The sequence below is a fragment of the Thiorhodococcus fuscus genome, from assembly GCF_042682685.1.
GTDB classification, from domain to species: Bacteria; Pseudomonadota; Gammaproteobacteria; order Chromatiales; family Chromatiaceae; genus Imhoffiella; species Imhoffiella fuscus.
Genome location: NZ_JBHUHX010000015.1, coordinates 182,092 through 200,708 on the forward strand (window position 1 = coordinate 182,092; position 18,617 = coordinate 200,708).

At 64.2% G+C, this 18,617-nt stretch carries 16 protein-coding genes; 2 read left to right on the forward strand and 14 right to left on the reverse strand.

What is annotated here, in order from left to right:
* The first annotated feature begins 17 nt into the window (after positions 1-17).
* A complete protein-coding gene (locus ACFSJC_RS07345; protein WP_386025253.1) occupies positions 18-218 on the forward strand; it encodes a DNA gyrase inhibitor YacG in 201 nt (66 codons plus the stop codon).
* Here the strand turns inward: ACFSJC_RS07345 and ACFSJC_RS07350 are convergent.
* The 4 genes from ACFSJC_RS07350 to ACFSJC_RS07365 form a co-directional block, all read right to left on the reverse strand.
* A complete protein-coding gene (locus ACFSJC_RS07350; RefSeq protein ID WP_386025254.1) occupies positions 192-1,184 on the reverse strand; it encodes a Nudix family hydrolase in 993 nt (330 codons plus the stop codon). The two genes, ACFSJC_RS07345 and ACFSJC_RS07350, sit on opposite strands and share 27 nt — an antisense overlap.
* A complete protein-coding gene (gene argJ, locus ACFSJC_RS07355; protein ID WP_386025256.1) occupies positions 1,153-2,364 on the reverse strand; it encodes a bifunctional glutamate N-acetyltransferase/amino-acid acetyltransferase ArgJ in 1,212 nt (403 codons plus the stop codon). Before argJ ends, ACFSJC_RS07350 begins: the two co-directional genes overlap by 32 nt.
* A gap of 12 nt (positions 2,365-2,376) precedes the next feature.
* Positions 2,377-5,202: a preprotein translocase subunit SecA gene (gene secA, locus ACFSJC_RS07360; protein ID WP_386025258.1), complete on the reverse strand. Its 2,826-nt coding sequence runs from the start codon at positions 5,200-5,202 to the stop codon at positions 2,377-2,379.
* A 101-nt stretch (positions 5,203-5,303) separates the two neighbouring features.
* On the reverse strand, positions 5,304-6,011 hold the full coding sequence (locus tag ACFSJC_RS07365; RefSeq protein WP_386025260.1) for a M23 family metallopeptidase: 708 nt from the start codon (positions 6,009-6,011) through the stop codon (positions 5,304-5,306).
* A 378-nt stretch (positions 6,012-6,389) separates the two neighbouring features.
* Between ACFSJC_RS07365 and ACFSJC_RS07370 the strand changes: the two genes are divergently transcribed.
* Positions 6,390-6,854 (forward strand): DciA family protein, encoded by a 465-nt coding sequence (locus ACFSJC_RS07370; protein ID WP_386025262.1) that lies wholly within the window; start codon positions 6,390-6,392, stop codon positions 6,852-6,854.
* Here the strand turns inward: ACFSJC_RS07370 and lpxC are convergent.
* From lpxC to murD, 10 genes are all read right to left on the reverse strand, one after another.
* Complete coding sequence (gene lpxC / locus ACFSJC_RS07375) at positions 6,851-7,762, reverse strand: UDP-3-O-acyl-N-acetylglucosamine deacetylase (protein ID WP_386025264.1); 912 nt, start codon at positions 7,760-7,762, stop codon at positions 6,851-6,853. The genes ACFSJC_RS07370 and lpxC overlap by 4 nt on opposite strands.
* 254 nt (positions 7,763-8,016) lie before the next feature.
* Positions 8,017-9,180 (reverse strand): cell division protein FtsZ, encoded by a 1,164-nt coding sequence (ftsZ, locus tag ACFSJC_RS07380; protein WP_386025266.1) that lies wholly within the window; start codon positions 9,178-9,180, stop codon positions 8,017-8,019.
* Between the two features lie 265 nt (positions 9,181-9,445).
* A complete protein-coding gene (gene ftsA, locus ACFSJC_RS07385) occupies positions 9,446-10,681 on the reverse strand; it encodes a cell division protein FtsA (protein WP_386025268.1) in 1,236 nt (411 codons plus the stop codon).
* Between the two features lie 6 nt (positions 10,682-10,687).
* The gene (locus tag ACFSJC_RS07390; RefSeq protein ID WP_386025270.1) at positions 10,688-11,482 is read right to left on the reverse strand and encodes a cell division protein FtsQ/DivIB; all 795 of its coding nucleotides are present in this window, start codon (positions 11,480-11,482) and stop codon (positions 10,688-10,690) included.
* Position 11,483: 1 nt separating this feature from the next.
* Positions 11,484-12,410 carry a D-alanine--D-alanine ligase gene (locus tag ACFSJC_RS07395; protein ID WP_386025272.1) on the reverse strand — a complete coding sequence of 309 codons (927 nt, stop codon included), beginning with the start codon at positions 12,408-12,410 and terminating at the stop codon, positions 11,484-11,486.
* Positions 12,407-13,306, reverse strand: coding sequence for a UDP-N-acetylmuramate dehydrogenase (gene murB / locus ACFSJC_RS07400; protein ID WP_386025274.1), 900 nt, complete (start codon positions 13,304-13,306; stop codon positions 12,407-12,409). The genes ACFSJC_RS07395 and murB overlap by 4 nt, the downstream gene beginning before the upstream one ends.
* 207 nt (positions 13,307-13,513) lie before the next feature.
* Entirely contained in the window at positions 13,514-14,944 is a 1,431-nt protein-coding gene (gene murC / locus ACFSJC_RS07405; RefSeq protein ID WP_386025276.1) for a UDP-N-acetylmuramate--L-alanine ligase, read from the reverse strand.
* Positions 14,941-16,041, reverse strand: a complete 1,101-nt coding sequence (gene murG, locus ACFSJC_RS07410) for an undecaprenyldiphospho-muramoylpentapeptide beta-N-acetylglucosaminyltransferase (RefSeq protein WP_386025278.1) — start codon at positions 16,039-16,041, stop codon at positions 14,941-14,943. The genes murC and murG overlap by 4 nt, the downstream gene beginning before the upstream one ends.
* The gene (ftsW, locus tag ACFSJC_RS07415) at positions 16,026-17,222 is read right to left on the reverse strand and encodes a putative lipid II flippase FtsW (protein ID WP_386025280.1); all 1,197 of its coding nucleotides are present in this window, start codon (positions 17,220-17,222) and stop codon (positions 16,026-16,028) included. The genes murG and ftsW overlap by 16 nt, the downstream gene beginning before the upstream one ends.
* The gene (gene murD / locus ACFSJC_RS07420) at positions 17,219-18,616 is read right to left on the reverse strand and encodes a UDP-N-acetylmuramoyl-L-alanine--D-glutamate ligase (RefSeq protein ID WP_386025282.1); all 1,398 of its coding nucleotides are present in this window, start codon (positions 18,614-18,616) and stop codon (positions 17,219-17,221) included. The genes ftsW and murD overlap by 4 nt, the downstream gene beginning before the upstream one ends.
* Position 18,617: the final 1 nt, after the last annotated feature.

An 18,617-nucleotide genomic window follows, 5' to 3' on the forward strand; every position in this document is an offset into this window, starting at 1 on the left:
AATCCAGCTCCCGATCCATGACAACAATCGTGCCCTGCCCCAACTGCGAAGCCCCGGTGGAATGGAGCGACAGGTCGCCCTGGCGCCCCTTCTGCAGCGAGCGCTGCCGCCTGATCGACCTCGGCGAATGGCTGAACGAGACGCATCGCATCGCGGATCCCACCGACGCTCCGAGCGAAGATCCGCCGCCCTCAGACGATCGATCGACCCCGCATTGACCAGAGGCTGCGGATCGCCGCGACGCCTTGCGCGCCGTGGGCGATGGCCTCATCGAGATGCTCCGGTCCGAGCCCGCCCAGGGCATAGACCGGCAAGGGCGCCGGATCGACCAGTTCGGCGAACGCCGACCAGCCGAGCGGCGTGGTCTCGGGATGCGTCAGCGTGGCGAGCACTGGCGACAGCAGCGCGTAATCGAGCCCGAGGCGTGCGGCATGCGCCAGTTGCCCTGCATCGTGACAGGAGGCGCCGACCAGTTCTCCCGGACGTCCCGGCCGCCGGGTCGATCGCATCAGTCGCCCCGAGGTCAGGTGCAGACCATGACGCGGAAGGTCTTCGACCGCGTCTGGATCGCGGTTGAGCAGCAGACGGGCGCCATGCGGCTCGCACAGGGCGTGCGCGCGACGCGCCAGATCGACATAGCGATCGCGATCCAGATTCGGCGCCCGTAGCTGAACGAGCCGAATCCCCCGCGCGAGCGACTCCTCCAGACGATCCAGGAATACGTCCGGATCCAGCGGATCCGCACCCGTGATGAGAAGCAGCGGCGGCAGACGTAGCGCATTGATGATGGGACGGTCGGCCGCCGGAAACAGATCCGGATCCATCGCCTCGGGCGCAAGCCAGCGCAACGGCTGACCCTCGCGACCTTGCGGCACACCCTCATAGTCGTTGATACGCCGCACGTCGAGCAGGATGTAGCGATCACCGTAATCGTGATGCACCCGGATCAGCGGACGACTACCGAGGACCCGGATGCCTAGCTCCTCGTCCAACTCGCGCACCAATCCGGCCTCGGGCGACTCGCCCGGCTCCAGCTTGCCGCCCGGAAACTCCCACAGCCCGCCCTGATGCACCCGATCCGGACGCCGGGCCACCAGGATGCGGCCATCGGCGTCGGCGATGGCTCCGGCCATCACATGGATGAGCCTCGACTCAACTGCGATACTCGGCGTTGATGCGGACATAGTCGTAGGAGAAGTCGCAGGTCAACACCTGGGCGTCCAGGTCGCCACGTCCGAGCGAGACTCGAATCTCGATCTCGGATTCAGCCATGACGGCGGCTCCAGCTTCCTCGGTATAGCCGGCCGCACGCCCCCCGTCCTCGACGATCAGGACAGCGCCGAGATGGATGCGGATTCGCTCGATGTCCAGATCGGGAACGCCTGCGCGACCCACGGCCGCGAGGATACGCCCCCAGTTCGGGTCGGAGGCGAAGAGCGCGGTCTTGACCAGCGGCGAATGGGCAATGGTATAGGCCACCTGACGCGCCTCGTCCCGGTCGCGCGCCTCCTCGACCAGAACCCGCACCAGCTTGGTCGCACCCTCGCCGTCGCGGACGAGCTCGGTTGCCAAATCGACGCAGACCGTCTCGACCGCCGCCTGCAGCGCCGCGAAGTCCGCCCCGCTCGTCTCAGCGATCGCCGTATTCCCGAGGGCTCCAGTGGCAGCAAGGACGCAGGCGTCGTTGGTCGAGGTATCGCCATCGATGCTGATGGCATTGAAGGAACGATCGGCTGCGGCTTGCAGACAGGCCTGCAGCACCTCGGGTTCGACGGCGGCATCGGTCGCCAGAAAGGCGAGCATGGTCGCCATATTCGGGCAGATCATGCCCGCCCCCTTGGCCATTCCGGTGACCGTCGCCGTGCGTCCGTTCAGCTCGAACCGAACCGAGCGGAGCTTGGGTCGGGTATCGGTCGTCATGATGGCGCGGGCCGCGCGGGGCCAGGCGTCGGCATCGAGCGACTCCAGCAGGGCAGGCAGGGCCGAGGCGATGCGATCCACCGGCAGATGCTCGCCAATGACGCCGGTCGAGAACGGCAGAACCTGCTCGGCCTGACAGCCGGCCAGATCGGCCAACGTCTTGCAGGAAGCCCGAGCATCGGCGAGACCCCGCCGACCGGTCCCGGCGTTGGCATTGCCCGCGTTGATCAGCAAATAGCCGGGCATCGCGGTCTGCAAATGCTGGCGCGCCAGGGTCACGGGCGCGGCGCAAAAGGCGTTGCGGGTAAAGACGGCCGCGCAGTTGGTGCCCCGATCGAACGCCAGCACCACCAGATCGTCCCGTCCTTGATAGCGAATACCTGCCGGCCCGGCGGCGAGACGAACGCCAGCGACGGGCTCGAAGACCAGATCCGAGTCACTCATGAGGATCACCGCCTAACCCAGCTTGCCGTGACACTGTTTGTACTTCTTGCCCGAGCCGCACGGACAAGGCTCGTTGCGCCCGACCTTTCGACCGTCGCGAATGAAGGGCTGATGGGCATCGCTCCCCTCTTCGCCAGAGCCGGCCTGCTCGTCAGGGCCGGACTCGCTCGAACCGAAGCCCTTGAATGCCTCGTGCTTGAACTCGAAGGCGCTCTGAGACGCCCCGGAATCGCGGGCGACGAGCTCGGGGGCCTCCTGCACCTGGACCTCCAGCTTCGCCAACGTCGTGACCACGTCCTGCTTGATGCTGTCGAGCATGGCCGAGAACATCTCGAAGGCCTCGCGCTTGTATTCCTGCTTGGGGTTCTTCTGCGCATAGCCGCGCAGATGAATGCCTTGGCGCAGATAGTCCATCGCAGCCAAGTGATCCTTCCACTGGGTGTCCAGGGTCTGGAGCATCACCGCCTTCTCGATCTGACGCAGATTTTGGACGCCGACCATGGACTCCTTGGACTGATAGCGCTCGGCCAGCAGGTCGTGGATACGTTGGCGCAGCGTCTCCTCGTGCAGGTCGTGATCCTCGTCCAGCCAGCGCCGCAGCGGCCAATCGCCACCGAAATGCTGCGCCAGTGCCTCGCTGAGACCCGGCAGGTCCCACTGCTCCTCCAGGCTCTCGGGCGGGATGTAGCTATCGATCAGGCTCTTGAGCGTATCTTCGCGCATGGCCGTGACGGTCTCGGAGATATCCGTCACGTCCATCAGGTCGCGACGCTGGCGATAGATGACCTTGCGCTGATCGTTGGCGACGTCGTCGTATTCGAGCAGCTGTTTGCGGATGTCGAAGTTGCGTCCCTCGACCTTGCGCTGGGCGTTCTCGATGGCCTTTGTCACCCAGGGATGCTCGATCGCCTCACCCTTCTGCATGCCGAGACGCTGCATCATCCGGCCGATACGGTCGGAGGCGAAGATGCGCATCAGGTTGTCTTCGAGCGAGAGATAGAAGCGCGAGGAACCCGCATCGCCCTGACGCCCGGAGCGTCCGCGCAGCTGATTGTCGATACGCCGCGATTCGTGGCGCTCGGTGCCGACGACATGGAGACCGCCGGCCTTGAGGACGGTTTCGTGACGTTCCTTCCAAACGGCACGGATGGCGTCGCGGTCAACGTCCGGTCCGGCCTCTTCCAATTCGGCATCCAGGTTGCCGCCAAGCACGATGTCGGTTCCGCGGCCGGCCATGTTCGTGGCGATGGTCACGGCACCCGGGCGCCCAGCCTGGGCGATGATGCCGGCCTCACGCTCGTGCTGCTTGGCGTTCAGCACCTCGTGATCGATGCCTTCCTTCTTCAGCAGACCCGAGACCAGCTCGGAGGTATCGATCGAGGCCGTACCCACCAAGACCGGCTGACCGCGTTTCACGCAGTCCCGAATGTCGGCGATGATGGCGTCGTACTTTTCTTGCTGGGTGAGATAGACCAGATCGCCGCGATCGTCTCGAACCATCGGCTTGTTGGTGGGGATGACAACCACCTCCAGGCCGTAGATCTGCTGGAACTCGTAGGCCTCGGTATCCGCCGTTCCGGTCATGCCCGAGAGCTTGGGGTAGAGCCGGAAGAGGTTTTGGAAGGTGATGGAGGCCATGGTCTGGTTTTCAGACTGGATGGACACACCCTCCTTGGCCTCGACCGCCTGATGCAGGCCCTCCGACCAGCGCCGTCCAGGCATGGTCCGCCCGGTAAACTCGTCGACGATGACGACCTGACCGTCGCGCACGATGTATTCGACGTTCTTATGGAACAGCGCATGGGCGCGCAACGCCGCATACACATGATGCATGAGCGCGATGTTGCCTGGATCGTAGAGGCTCGCACCCTCCTCCAGCAGACCGATCTCGACCAGCATCCGCTCGACATTTTCATGACCCTCCTCGCTCAAGAAGGCCTGACGGGTCTTCTCGTCGACCGAGTAGTCGCCGGGACCAAAGTCGGGCTGCCCCTCTTCGTTGGTGATGGGCGCCTGGCGCGTGAGCCGAGGGATGAGGACATCGATCTGCTTGTAGAGATCCGTGTTGCCCTCGGACGGACCCGAGATGATGAGCGGGGTCCGGGCCTCGTCGATCAGGATGGAGTCGACCTCATCGACGATCGCGTAGAAGGGATCGCGCTGTACCCGCTGCTCCGGCGTGAAGGCCATATTGTCGCGCAGGTAGTCGAAACCGTATTCGTTGTTGGTGCCGTAGGTGATGTCGGCGGCATAGGTTTCGCGCCGGGTCGCCGGGCGTAGATGACGGTAGCCCTGAGCGGCGTCGGCCTCGTAGTCCGGATCGAAGACGTAGGAGGCCATATCCGGCCCCTGACCGCCCGAGGAATTGATGACGCCGACCGAGAGCCCCAGGGCGTGATAGAGGCGTCCCATCCAGGCCGCGTCGCGACGCGCCAGATAGTCGTTGACCGTCACCACATGCACGCCCTTTCCGGGCAGCGCGTTGAGATAGGCGGAGAGCGTCGCGACCAGGGTCTTACCCTCGCCGGTGCGCATCTCGGCGATCTTGCCGCTATTGAGCACCATGCCGCCGACCATCTGGACGTCGAAATGGCGCATCCCCAGGACGCGCTTGCCGGCCTCGCGAACCACGGCGAAGGCCTCGGGAAGAAGCGCGTCGAGCGCGGTACCGGCGTCCAGACGTTGACGGAATTCGTTCGTCTTCGCCGCGAGCGCCTGATCCGACAGTGACGCCATCGTCGGCTCGAGCGCGTTGATCTGCGCCACTGTCTTCATCAGCGACTTGACGAGCCGCTCGTTACGGCTACCAAAGATCTTTTGGAACAGATGAGTAACCATCGGATGAGCTAGGACCTGTCGAAGAAATCGGCGGATGATACCGGATTTCGAGGACCGGCGTTGCGGGGCATCCCGCGCCAGCGCCTCTCCGGGATAGGGGGTCAGCCAGACTGATCGGCCGTGTTCTCGGCCACCAAACGGCGCGGCCCGGCCTTCAGATAGGGCATGGGATCGACGTTCTTACCATCCTTCAAGACCTCGAAGTGGACATGGGGGCCGGTGGCCGCCCCCGATGAGCCCACGGAGGCAATCTTCTCGCCTTGATGGACCAGTTGTCCCTTTTTGACGAGGTTCCGGGAGTTGTGGGCGTATCGCGTCACCATGCCATCCAGATGACGGATTTCGATCATGCGACCATAGCCTCCCTTGCGTCCGCTGAAGGTCACGATGCCGTCGGCGACGGCCACGATCGAGGTTCCCCGAGGACTCGCGAGATCGATTCCCTCATGGAAGATACGGGTCTTGCGGATCGGGTGGATACGAAAACCATAGCGCGAGCTAATGTAGCCGGAATGCACCGGCCATCCAGCAGGAAAGGCCTTCGCCGAAAGTTTTTTGTCGAGGATGACGCCCTCAAGGACCTCGAGCTTGCGCTGGCGGTCCTGGACGAGATCGACTATGCCGCCGAGCTCGGTCGCCAGCTCCTTGATGGTGTAGTCGCGGACCGGCCCCGTCTCGGCGCCACCGCGAGGCGGCGAACTTTCGAAATCGAATTCATCGGGATCGAGACCCGACATCTGCACCAGACGCTCGCCGAGCGCATTGAGTCTCATAACCTCCGCCTGCATCTCTCCGAGACGGGCGGCCATCAGGTCCACTTCATCGGTCCCATGTGGCGCGGGTTGCGGCGAGGCAGAGCCCCCCCTCCCGCTGGGTGAGCTTGAAGCCCCGGAAGCTGCGGGGAGAAGGGCGAATTCAGGGAGCGAGGTACTAGCGAATACGAGAGGACCGGAGTATTTTCCAAGCCAGAAACCGAGACCGGCTCCGGCCATGGTGAAGGACAGAACGGCCAAGAGCGTGACAACAGCCTGCCCGCGAACGGCTTTTCTTCGATCGAGGTGCAACATCGTTTTTCTCTGCGGTTGACGTGGTCGAGCAGGCCCGTGCGGTAACGCAGACGAGAGGAGCTGGCAAGGCCGAAAGAGGTCGGATCCGGCTCGTGATGAGCGGCCAATGGGAGTGAAAAAATGCCTGCTGCCAGACTCGCGCACGTTCAGGACCTGCTGAACCAACATGCGACGATCCGCGCGCTAGTCGCCCAGCGCCGACGCGAGATCGAATTGCTGGATGCGGTACGGGCGCAACTGCCCACTCCGCTTCGAGAACACTGCCTGGATGTGAGCATCGCCGAAGACTGCATGACGCTCTTCCTCGACGCCCCGGTTTGGGCAACCCGGATCCGATTCCTGGCCGACGACATCATCGCATCCCTGAATCTCACACGAATCACGCGGATTCGGACGCAGATCCGCGTCGACCAACCCAAGAAACCGGCAGCCGAAAAAAAGACCGGACAGGCCCGGGGACTGACGGCCGACGCTGCACGACATCTGCTCGACGCAGCGGGGGACATGGAGGACCCGACCCTGCGAGAAACCTTCAGGCGGTTCGCGTTGCGGCATATCGAGCACACCGCAACGGACGAAGTTTAAACGACAGGCACCGGTTGCGCATAGCAGATCGGAGCCGCAGCCGAATCCTCGAACACGACCTCTTCCCAAGCCGCAGGCTCGGCAGCGAGCGTGCGCAGTAGCATATTGTTCAAGGCATGCCCGGACTTATGGGCGGTGAAGGCACCGATCAGTGTATGGCCAAGCAGATAGAGGTCGCCGATCGCATCGAGGATCTTGTGCTTGACGAACTCGTCCTCGTACCTGAGCCCTTCCTCGTTCAGCACCCGATACTCGTCCACCACGACCGCGTTGTCCAAACTACCGCCCAGCGCCAGATTCTGTTGACGCAGTGCCTCGATTTCTCTCAGGAAACCGAAGGTGCGAGCACGACTCACCTCGCGCACGAACGAGGATGTCGAGAAATCCACAGTCGCGCGGTTCGCACGCACATTGAATGCCGGGTGGTCGAAATCGATCGAAAACTCGACCTTGAAGCCATCGTAGGGCGTGAAGCGAGCAAGCTTATCGCCGTCGCGCACCTCGATGGGACGCTTGATTCGAATGAATCGTTTGGGACGCGCCTGTTCCTCGACTCCCGCAGACTGAAGCAGGAAGACGAATGGAGCTGCGCTACCGTCCATGATGGGCACCTCGGCGGCGCCGACATCGACATAGGCATTGTCTATGCCCAGCCCAGCGAACGCGGACAAGATATGCTCGATCGTCGAGACCCTCACCCCATTTTGGACCAGGGTCGTTGACAGGCGGGTATCGCCCACGTTAAAAGGCGTCGCCTTGATCTCGACCGGCTCCGCAAGATCCACCCGCCGGAACACGATACCCGTATCCGGCGCAGCCGGACGCAGGGTCAGTTCGACTTTCTCACCCGAGTGCAAGCCGACGCCAGTCGCCCGGATCGTCGTCTTTAAGGTGCGTTGCTTGAGCATCGGTCGGGTTCTCCAATCGCGGTCCACGGCGGCTGACGGCATCCATTGCCGGCTGATCGACTTACCGCTCATGATCCAGCAAACCTTTGCCGAGACCACGGTCGTTGTCCTTTAGCCAAATCGTTGCGCGTCCGCGTCTTTACCGAACGCGCAACGATAGCTTAGGGTTTTCCCGGACGATTTTCAAGCTTAACCTTGAATCAACCGAAAGATCTTTGTTTTTTAACGATTCCTCAACAAAGGGAAAATCCTGATTAATCTGCCTGGCGACGCAAAAACGCCGGAATGTCCAGGTAATCCAAGTCCTTTTCCTCGTTGCTCTCGGTGGTGTTCACGCCACCACCCTTGCGGTAAACCGCCGGGCGGCGCTCCATCTCCCGGTAGTCTGGCGCACCCTCATTCGCATCCGCCACGAGCCGCATCGCCGGCTCCGCCGCGCTCGGACGCTTGACCGTCAAGCGGCGCTCGCCCAGACCAGTCGCCACCACGGTGACACGCAGTTCGTCTTCGAGCTCCGAATCGACCACCGTTCCCACAACGACCGTCGCATCGTCGTCGGCGAAATCGCGCACCGTGTTGCCGACCTCGTCGAACTCACCGATCGTCAGGCTCAGGCCGGCGGTGATATTGACCAGAATGCCCTTGGCGCCAGCGAGATCGATATCCTCGAGCAACGGGCTCTTGATCGCCGCCTCGGCCGCCTCGCGCGCGCGGTTCTCACCAGTCGCGGAACCGGTCCCCATCATGGCCACGCCCATGTTGGACATGACGGTCTTGACGTCGGCGAAGTCGACGTTGATGAGACCACGGCAGGTGATGAGTTCGGCGATACCCTGAGTCGCGTTGAGCAGGACATCGTTGGCCGCCTTGAAGGCGTCGAGCAAACTCATGTCCTTACCCAGTACCGCGAGCAATTTCTCGTTCGGAATGGTGATGAGCGAATCGACATGCTGGGCCAGCTCGGCGATTCCCTCCTCCGCAACCCGGCGGCGCTTGGCGCCCTCGAACGGAAACGGCTTGGTGACGACGGCAACGGTCAGCACGCCCAGCTCCTTGGCGACCTGGGCGACCACGGGGGCCGCACCGGTGCCGGTTCCGCCACCCATGCCTGCGGTGATGAACACCATGTCGGATCCGTCCAGCGCCTCTTGGATCCGATCGCGATCCTCCATCGCGGCATGGCGCCCGACATCGGGATCGGCGCCTGCGCCGAGCCCTTTGGTGATTCCGGCGCCCAGCTGCAGGATGGTCTTGACGTTGGAGCTTTTGAGCGCCTGGGCATCGGTATTGGCGCAGATGAAGTCCACGCCCTCGATGGTCGACGCCACCATATGATTCACAGCGTTGCTGCCACCACCACCGACACCGATGACCTTGATGACTGCATTCTGACTATGGGTATCCATCAATTCGAACATTGATTTCTCTCCTCTAGCGCACGACGTGCGCCAACTGAAACCTCATTCAGCCGCACGCTCCAGCATGCGACCGCCCCCGACACGACCAATACGCCCGACACGTCCTGGCCCCTTGTTGGCCGCTGAGACTGCGCGACCAAACTTCCAGCAAGACCCATCGCGCATGCAATGCAGCCTTGCATTCGACAGCGCTCCGAGCGCCGCCGACCAACTCGATTGCCAGCGCGATGAGCCCGGCGAGATCGACGCTCTGACGTCCAATGCATCAAAAGTTGCCTTGAAACCAATTCCGCATGCGCGTCCAGGTTGCCTTGAGCCCGAGGTTCTCTGACAGCTCGGAACTCCGTGCGAAGCGATGCTGGCGCGCATACATCAGCAATCCGACTCCAGTCGAGTGTATCGGATTAGTGACAACCTCCTCCATACCGAGTACGTATTGAGGAATGCCGAGACGCACCGGGATGTGGAACACCTCCTCCGCCAGCTCGATCAGGCCCTGCATCTTGGCGCTACCACCCGTGATGACCACGCCCCCGGCGATCAGATCCTCAAAACCGCTGCGTCGCAGTTCATTGTGCAACAGCGTAAGAAGCTCCTCGTAGCGCGGTTCGACCACCTCGGCCAACGTCTGGCGAGAAAGATGCCGAGGCGGACGATCACCGATGCTCGGCACCTCGATGGACTCGCCATTGGCGGCCAATTGAGTCAGCGCGCAGGCATGCTGGACCTTGATCTGCTCGGCATGCTGGGTCGGCGTGCGCAAGGCGACGGCGATGTCGTTGGTCACCTGATCGCCCGCGATCGGAATGACCGCCGTGTGGCGGATGGCCCCGTCGGTGAAGACGGCCAGATCCGTGGTTCCGCCGCCGATGTCCACAACGCAGACGCCCAGCTCCTTCTCATCCTCGCCGAGAACGGCGTAGCTCGAACTCAGCTGGGCCAAAACCAGATCGTCGACCTCGAGCCCGCAGCGACGGATGCACTTGATGATGTTCTGTGCCGCGCTCACCGCACCCGTGACCATGTGCACCCGGGCCTCCAGGCGCACCCCGCACATACCGATCGGCTCGCGGATGCCCTCCTGGTCGTCGATGATGAATTCCTGCGGCAGGATGTGCAGGATCTTCTGATCCGCCGGAATCGCCACCGCGCGCGCCGCGTCGATGACGCGATCCACGTCGGACTGAGAGACCTCGACCTCCTTGATGGCCGTGATCCCGTGAGAATTGAGACTGCGCACATGGCTGCCGGCGATCCCCGCATGGACCGAATGGATCTCGCATCCAGCCATGAGCTCGGCCTCCTCGACCGCGCGCTGGATCGACTGGACGGTAGACTCGATATCCACCACCACGCCCTTCTTCAGGCCGCGCGAGGGATGGGTGCCGATGCCGATAATCTCGATCTGGTCGTCGTCCTTGAGTTCGCCCACCAACGCGGCGATCTTCGATGTACCAATGTCCAGGCCGACCAGTAGATTCTTGTCGTTACGTCGCGACATCCAGATTTATCCTCGATTGCCGGACCGCTTGGAGCGGTCCGAATTGGCGCGGACCTGCGGGCCCGCGTCAGATGCCCATTTCACGGCGAACCCATTGCTGTAACGCAGGTCCACCACCAGAGGCCGACCGGCGGCCTCGAGCTGCGGCGCGCTGGCGATGAATCGCGCGAGCCGCTCCTCGACGGGACCGGTGCCAAGCCGCAATTCGGTTCCCATGACCAACACAATGCGCCAATCGCCGCGCGGATCGACCGACAGGCTCTGAATCAGGTGGCCCGCCAGCATCAGGTCGTCGCGCCACTGCTGATAGCGCTTCGCCACCTCGGGCGCCCGCTTGTCGTCGCCTTCGAGCAGCGGCAAACCGGCCGGGATGGTCCGCGACAGCGGATGGAAGACGATCCCATCGGCCGTAACCAAACCATCGGCGTTCCAACGCGCGATCGGCCGATGTTCCTCGACCCGTACCAAAAGGCGATCGGGCCAAACCCTCCGCAAGTTGGCGTGCCCCACCCAGGGCAACTCCTCGGCTGCGGATTTGAGATCGTCCAGATCCGCAGTCAGGATCCCGCCGTGCAGGCGCTCGCTGATCGTCTGCTGCAGCAGCTCCGAGGAGTGGTGATGCAGCCCACCCTCGACCTCGATCACCAGGATCGGCAGCAGACGCGGCTCCCAATACCCGAACAGCCAGACGACAGCCCCCATACCACCAAACAGGGCCAGGCCGACGAAGGCGAGCAGGCGCGAGCGCCAGGGAGCGGGCTCGCTCGCCGATCCGGATTCGACTCGCCGCGTCGCTGTCACGTTAGAGGCTCGTTTCGAGAATGCGCCACACCAGGGTATCGAAATCGATCCCAGCGACACGGGCCGCCATCGGCACCAGGCTGTGATCGGTCATCCCCGGAACCGTATTGATTTCGAGCAGGAAGGGTCGGCCGTCCGCATCGACCATGAAATCGACGCGCCCCCAGCCGCTCGCCCCCACCGCGTCGAACGCGTCCAGCGCCAATTGACGCAGCCGCGCCTCCTCGCCCTCGGGAAGTCCGCAGGGACAATGATAGAGGGTGCTGTCGGCCCGATACTTCGCCTCGAAGTCGTAGAAGGCATGCGGGGTCTCCAGTCGAATCAAGGGCAATGCCTCGTGTCCCAGAATGGCGCAGGTATACTCGGCGCCCTGGATCCAGCGCTCGGCCAGCACCAGCGCATCGAACTCGGCCGCGTTGCGCCAAGCCTGCTCAAGCGCTTCGCGACACTCGACCCGGGCCATGCCAATGCTCGATCCCTCGTGGACCGGCTTGATCATGAGCGGAAAGCCCAACTCGGCGGCGGCCGGCAGATCGTCGGCGCCGCGCAGCAGCACGAAGTCGGCCGTCGGCAGACCACGCCCAGCCCAGAGCAGCTTGCAGCGGTATTTGTCCATTCCCAGCGCCGATCCCAGCACGCCGGCCCCCGTATAGGGCAGACCGATCGTCTCCAGGGCCCCCTGGATCTGACCGTCCTCGCCACCCCGACCGTGCAGGACGATGAAGGCACGATCATAGGCCCCGGCGCGCAAACGACTCAGCACCTCGCCATCGGGATCGAGCGGATGGGCGTCGACACCCGAGCGCAGCAGCGCATCGAGCACCGCCTGTCCGCTCTTGAGCGAAATCTCGCGCTCGGCCGCCGTCCCTCCCAACAGGACCGCGACCTTCCCGAACCGGGCTGCAGATCCAGCCGCATCAATCGTCATGCAGAGTCTCCAGCGACCCGTCGAACCTCGGGGACCAGACGGATTCCGGTGCGAGACTCGACGGCATCTTGTACGTGAGTAATGAGGCAGGCGATGTCCGCAGAGGTCGCTCCACCCGTGTTGATGATGAAATTGGCGTGCTTGTCCGATACCTGAGCGCCGCCGATCCGATATCCCTTGAGACCATGGGACTCGATGAGACGTGCCGCATGATCGCCCGGCGGATTGCGGAACACGGATCCGCAGCTCGGCAGCCCGGTCGGCTGGGTCGCGGCGCGACGCTCCAGGAGCTCGCGGATGCGCGCCATGGCGGCCGTGCCGTCTCCGGGTGTCAGCACCAGATCGACGTCGAGGAACCACTCGCCTTCGGGTCCCTGAACGTGCCGATAGCCGACGCTGAACGCCTCGGGTCCGCGCTCCCGGATTCGCCCCTGGCGATCGATGGTGCGCACGCGCGCCACATGGGACCAGGTTTCCCCGCCCCAGGCGCCCGCATTCATGGCGAGCGCACCGCCCATGGTGCCCGGGATTCCGGCCAGGAATTCGACACCGACCAGATCGAGACGCGCCGCGAACCGCGCCAGCTTCGCGCAAGCCGTACCCGCCTCGGCATAAATGCCCGTCTCGCCGCGACGCTCCAGGGCGGCCAGGCAGCCCTGGGTATGGATCACGGTTCCCGCAAACCCACGGTCGTCGATCAAGACGTTGCTCCCGAGCCCCAACCACAGCAGCGGCTCATCGGGATCCAGTTGCGACAGGAAGCGCGACAGATCCTCGGCGTCGGCCGGACGATAGAAGCGGCGCGCGGGGCCGCCGACCCGCCAGGTGGTATGGCTAGCCAGCGGCTCGTCGAGCCGCAGCTCGCCTCTCAGTCCAGTCGGAGCGGTCGGCGTCATTTCAGAGCCCCCCGTCCAGGGCACGGACCCGTGGGCGAGCGATGCGACACGGTTCCGGACGCGGAGCGCACGAGCGAGACGCCAGCGAGGCACCGCGCTGAGTTGTCGGCGGTTGCCGCGCGCAGGGACTCTCCGCAGCCCATGAACAGACGTCGTATCAGGGACCGTTCGATCATGACCCTCTCCTGCAACGACAACGGCTGGCGCTCATCCGAGTCCCTCCTCCAGCATGGCCGGCAGACGCGCAGCCACGCCACCGATATCGCCGGCCCCGGCCACCAGCAGGATGTCGCCATCCTGGATCAGATTGGCCAGCAGGCCGGGTACCGCATCGATCGTCTGAGCGAAGATGGGCTCCAACTCGCCACGCATGCGAATCGCTCGACTCAGCGAACGTCCATCGGCCCCGGCGATGGGCGTCTCGCCGGCCGGGTAGACGTCGCACAGGATCAAGGCATCCGGGGTCGAGAGCACCTCGACGAAGTCCTCGAACTGCTCCTGGGTGCGCGAATAGCGGTGCGGTTGGAACACCAACGCCAGACGCCGCTCCGGCCAGCCCGCACGGGCCGCCGCCAGGGTTGCTGCCAGCTCGCGCGGATGATGGCCGTAGTCGTCCACCACCAACAGACTGCGCCCCTGGGGATCCGTCACCTCGTTCACGACGAAGCGCCGACCCACGCCCTGGAATCCGTCGAGCGCCCGACGGATCGCCTCCTCATCGACACCCAACTCCAGGGCGACGCAGATGGCCGCCAGTGCGTTCAATACGTTGTGTCGGCCCGGCAGATTCATGTCGACGGTCAGGGGCCGCTCGAATTCGGCGCAATGCACGCGAAAGATCGTCCGCATGCCTTCCTGATGGATATCGGTCGCACGGACGTCCGCCTCTTCGCGGGTGCCATAGGTACGCACCGGACGCGCGACCGTGGGCAGCAGCGAACGGACCTCGTCGTCATCGATACAGAGCACCGCCAGACCATAGAAGGGCAGGTGATGCAGGAATTCCATGAAGGTCTGGCGCAATCGCGCGAAATCGTTCCCGTAGGTAACCATATGATCTGCATCGATATTGGTCACAACGGCGATCATCGGCTGGAGATAGAGGAAGGAGGCGTCGCTCTCGTCCGCCTCGGCGACCAGATACTTAGTGGTTCCCAGCTTGGCATTGGTACCCGCGCTCGTGAGGCGGCCACCGATGACGAAGGTCGGATCCAGACCGCCCTCGGTCAGGATGCTGGCCACCAGACTGGTCGTGGTCGTCTTGCCGTGGGTGCCGGCGATCGCGACCCCGTAATAGAAGCGCATCAGCTCGGCCAGCATCTCGGCGCGGCGCACGATGGGGATACGCAACTCCCTGGCCTGCTGGATCTCCGGGTTGGTCTCATCGATAGCGGTCGAAACCACCACCGCATCGGCGTCGACCACCTGCTCGGCCCGATGTCCGATGAAGATGTCGATGCCCAACCCCTGAAGCCGACGTGTGACATCGCTGGCGCGCAGATCCGAGCCGGCCACCTCGTAGCCCAGGTTGGCCATGAGTTCGGCGATTCCGCTCATGCCGGAACCGCCGATACCGATGAAGTGCAGACGTCGCACACGCCCCATCCGGGCCGCCGTATGTTGCAGGTGAGCGTTCATCGACCAACACCTCCAACGCCCCGCGTCGAAAAATCCAGACAGGTTGCAGCGATCCGCTCGGCCGCTTCCGGCTGCGCCAAACCACGCGCCTTTTCGGCCATGCCGAGCAGCATGGAGCGATCGCCGAGAAGTTCGGCGAGCTGAACGGTCAATCCAGCCGCAGTCAGATCACGCTGAATGATGAGGCGTGCGGCACCAGAATCGACGAGATAACGCGCGTTTCCGACCTGATGGTCGTCCACGGCGAAGGGATAGGGGACCAGGACAGAGGGAACGCCGGCGGCGGCCAGCTCGGACACGGTCAGGGCACCAGAACGGCATACCACGAGATCGGCCCAGGCATAGGCCTCGGCCATATCGCGAATGAAAGGCACCACATCGGCCGCGACCCCGGCCGATCGATAGGCCTCGCGCGCGGTTTCCAGCGTTCGCTCGCCCGCCTGATGGCGAATCTCAGGACGCATCCCGGCCGGCAGACCGGCCACGGCGAGCGGCACCGTTTCGTTCAGCGCCTTGGCGCCCAGAGAACCGCCCAGAATCAGCAGGCGTGGCGCGCCCTCGCGACCGGCGAAACGCGCTCGGGGCTCGGGGAGGTCCAGGATGGACTGGCGCACCGGATTGCCCGTCGCGATCGCGCGACGCCCTGCCGCGAAGCTGCCGGGGAATGCCTCGAAGACCCGATTGGCAACGCGCGCCAGCCACTGGTTGGTCATGCCGGGGACGAAATTCTGCTCATGGATCACCAGCGGCAGACCCAGGGCGCGCGCGGCCAGACCGCCCGGACCGGAAACGAATCCACCCATGCCGAGCACGAGATCGGCCTCGCGCCGCTTGAGTATGCGACGGGCCTGCAACAGCGCACGGGTCAGACGGAATGGTGCACGCAGCATCTGGCCGAGCGACTTGCCCCGCACGCCCTCGATGCCGACCCATTCCATCTCGAAGCCATGGTCCGGAACCAGACGCGACTCCATGCCGCAGTGCGTGCCGATCCAGAACACACGAGCGCCTTGGGCGCGCAGCGTCTCGGCCACCGCCAGGGCCGGAAAGACATGCCCACCGGTTCCTCCGGCCATGACACCTATGCACGGACCCATTTCACCCCCCGTTTCGATTTGGCGTCCGACTCCTGCTCGCGGACGGTGACATCGATGCGCAGCAGGATCGCGATCGCCATACAGCCGACGATGAGGCTGTTACTGCCATAACTGAGAAAGGGCAGGGTCAACCCCTTGGTGGGAAGCAAACCGACGTTCACCCCGATGTTGACGAAGGCCTGCATACCGAGCCACAGCCCGATGCCCTGCGCGACATAGGAGGCGAAACGGCGTTCCAGCACCTCGGCCCGAACGCCGATCGCGAAGGCCCGCCAGACGATAAAGACGAAGGCCGCAATCAGGACCATCATGCCGACCAAGCCGAACTCCTCGCCGATCACGGAGGCGAGAAAGTCGGTGTGCGCCTCCGGGAGAAAGAACTGTTTCTGGATCCCATTGCCGAGCCCCACGCCGAACCATTCGCCGCGCCCGAAGGCGATCAGCGCCTGACTGAGCTGATAGCCGGAATTGAAGGGATCCTCCCAGGGATTGAGGAAGGAGGTCACACGCGCCCAGCGATAGGGCGAAAAGATGACGAGCGCGACCAGTCCGACACCCACGACACCGATGAGAAAGGCGAATGGCAGGATGCTCACCCCCCCCAGGAACAGAAGACCCATGACGGTCGCCAACATGACGGCCGTGGTACCGAAATCGGGCTGCATGAGGATCAGCGCGGCCGCCACGCCAATCAGAAGCATCGGCCGGATGAAGCCGGAGAGATAGTTGGCGACCGAATCCGCGTGACGGACCAGATAGCCCGAGACATAGATGATGGCGAACAGCTTGACGAACTCGGAGGGCTGAATGTTCAGCGGCCCCAGCGGAATCCAACGGGTCGCGCCATTGACGGTACGTCCGATTCCCGGAACCAGCACCAGCACCAGTACCAGCATGCTGATGAGGAAAAGCACCGTTCCTCGACGCTCCCAGGTTTCGAGCGGAATCTGATAGACCAAGAGCCCAGCCGCCAGCGCCAAACCCAAGGCCAGGGCATGACGTGTCACGTAGAAGAAGGGATCGTGGCAACAGTTCTCGGCGATCGACATGGAGGCCGAGGCGACCATCACGAAGCCGAAGGCAAGCAACCCCAGGGCGCAGACCAGCAGCGGGTAGTCCATCGGCGGAACCCGTTCTCGGCGACGCGGTGACGCACGGCGGGTGCGGGCGGCGGCGGTCATGACACAAGCCTCCGAACCTCATCGGCGAAGACTCGCCCACGGTGCTCATAGTTGTCGAACATGTCGAAACTGGCACAGGCGGGAGACAGGAGGACGCAATCCCCAGGCTGAGCGAGCGCGGCGGCCTGCCCCACCGCTTCGGCCATGTCGGAGGCATGAACCAAAGGCACGGCGCCAGCCAGCACGGCCTCGATCAGCGGTGCGTCGCGCCCGATCAGCACCACCGCCCGAGCGGCCCGCTTCACCGCAGGCAGCAACGGCTGGAAATCGGCCCCCTTACCGACCCCGCCCGCGATCAAAACGGCCCGGGCCGAGGTCCCCTCTGCAATGAGCCCGTCGAGCGCCGCGACGGTCGCACCCGGATTGGTTCCCTTGGAATCGTCGTACCAGCGGACCCCATCGCGCTCGCCGACCAGTTCGCTGCGATGCGGAAGCCCCGGGAAGGTTCGAAGCGCCTCGCACGCGGGCTCTCTCGGAATGCCGCAGGCCAGCGCCAGCGCCAAGGCAGCCAAGGCATTGGCGAGATTGTGGCGCCCCGGTATCGCCACCTCGGAGGCCGGCATCAGAGGCTCGTCGCCATGACAGATCCAGAGCGTCTCGGGCTCGGACGCCGATGCGGCAAGCCGACGCAACCCCAGATCGTCCGAGCCGGGCGCGCCGAGGGTGAAACCGATCTCCCGTTTGGACGCGCGCGGCATGGCGAGGACCAGCGGATCGTCCCGATTGACCACGGCGACGCCCGCCCCGCGATAGACCGCAGACTTGGTTTCGGCATAGGCCGCAAGGTCGGGATACCGGTCGAGATGATCCGCCGAGACATTGAGCACCACCGAAACATCGGCCCGCAATCCAGGCGTGGTCTCCAGCTGGAAGCTCGACAGCTCGACCACATAGAGGTCGGCCTGCTGTTCGAGCAGGTCGAGAACCGGCTCGCCGAGATTGCCCCCGACCGCAACACGACGACCGGCCAGCCGCGCCATGAGTCCGACCAGGGTCGTCACGGTGCTCTTGCCGTTGGAGCCGGTGATGGCGCAGATCGGCGCCCGTGCGGCACGCACGAAGAGTTCCACGTCACCGATGACAGGCACACCGCGCGCGATCGCCGCCTGAATCAAGGGCTCGGCAACCGGTACCCCAGGACTCACCACCAGCTGGGTCGCCGCCGCAAACACCTCGGGGTCGAAGCCTCCGACGAAGATCGCCAGCTCCGGCATCTGCGCACGCAAGGTGTCGAGTCCGGGCGGCTGGGAGCGCGAATCGGTCACGGCGGCCATCACACCCCGCGCGCGCAAATGACGCGCGCAGGACAGCCCCGTCTTGCCAAGCCCCACGACGAGGGTCTTGCTCTGGTGTCCCGGCGCCCGATCCATGTCCATCCGCTGTTCGGCGTGCATC

Excerpts from the sequence above, each read along its gene's own strand:
- ACFSJC_RS07345 (WP_386025253.1), top strand. The coding sequence starts at position 18 with ATGACAACAATCGTGCCCTGCCCCAACTGCGAAGCCCCGGTGGAATGG.
- ACFSJC_RS07350 (WP_386025254.1), bottom strand. The coding sequence starts at position 1,184 with ATGTCCGCATCAACGCCGAGTATCGCAGTTGAGTCGAGGCTCATCCAT.
- argJ (WP_386025256.1), bottom strand. The coding sequence starts at position 2,364 with ATGAGTGACTCGGATCTGGTCTTCGAGCCCGTCGCTGGCGTTCGTCTC.
- secA (WP_386025258.1), bottom strand. The coding sequence starts at position 5,202 with ATGGTTACTCATCTGTTCCAAAAGATCTTTGGTAGCCGTAACGAGCGG.
- ACFSJC_RS07365 (WP_386025260.1), bottom strand. The coding sequence starts at position 6,011 with ATGGCCGCCCGTCTCGGAGAGATGCAGGCGGAGGTTATGAGACTCAAT.
- ACFSJC_RS07370 (WP_386025262.1), top strand. The coding sequence starts at position 6,390 with ATGCCTGCTGCCAGACTCGCGCACGTTCAGGACCTGCTGAACCAACAT.
- lpxC (WP_386025264.1), bottom strand. The coding sequence starts at position 7,762 with ATGCTCAAGCAACGCACCTTAAAGACGACGATCCGGGCGACTGGCGTC.
- ftsZ (WP_386025266.1), bottom strand. The coding sequence starts at position 9,180 with ATGTTCGAATTGATGGATACCCATAGTCAGAATGCAGTCATCAAGGTC.
- ftsA (WP_386025268.1), bottom strand. The coding sequence starts at position 10,681 with ATGTCGCGACGTAACGACAAGAATCTACTGGTCGGCCTGGACATTGGT.
- ACFSJC_RS07395 (WP_386025272.1), bottom strand. The coding sequence starts at position 12,410 with ATGACGATTGATGCGGCTGGATCTGCAGCCCGGTTCGGGAAGGTCGCG.
- murB (WP_386025274.1), bottom strand. The coding sequence starts at position 13,306 with ATGACGCCGACCGCTCCGACTGGACTGAGAGGCGAGCTGCGGCTCGAC.
- murC (WP_386025276.1), bottom strand. The coding sequence starts at position 14,944 with ATGAACGCTCACCTGCAACATACGGCGGCCCGGATGGGGCGTGTGCGA.
- murG (WP_386025278.1), bottom strand. The coding sequence starts at position 16,041 with ATGGGTCCGTGCATAGGTGTCATGGCCGGAGGAACCGGTGGGCATGTC.
- ftsW (WP_386025280.1), bottom strand. The coding sequence starts at position 17,222 with ATGACCGCCGCCGCCCGCACCCGCCGTGCGTCACCGCGTCGCCGAGAA.
- murD (WP_386025282.1), bottom strand. The coding sequence starts at position 18,616 with ATGCACGCCGAACAGCGGATGGACATGGATCGGGCGCCGGGACACCAG.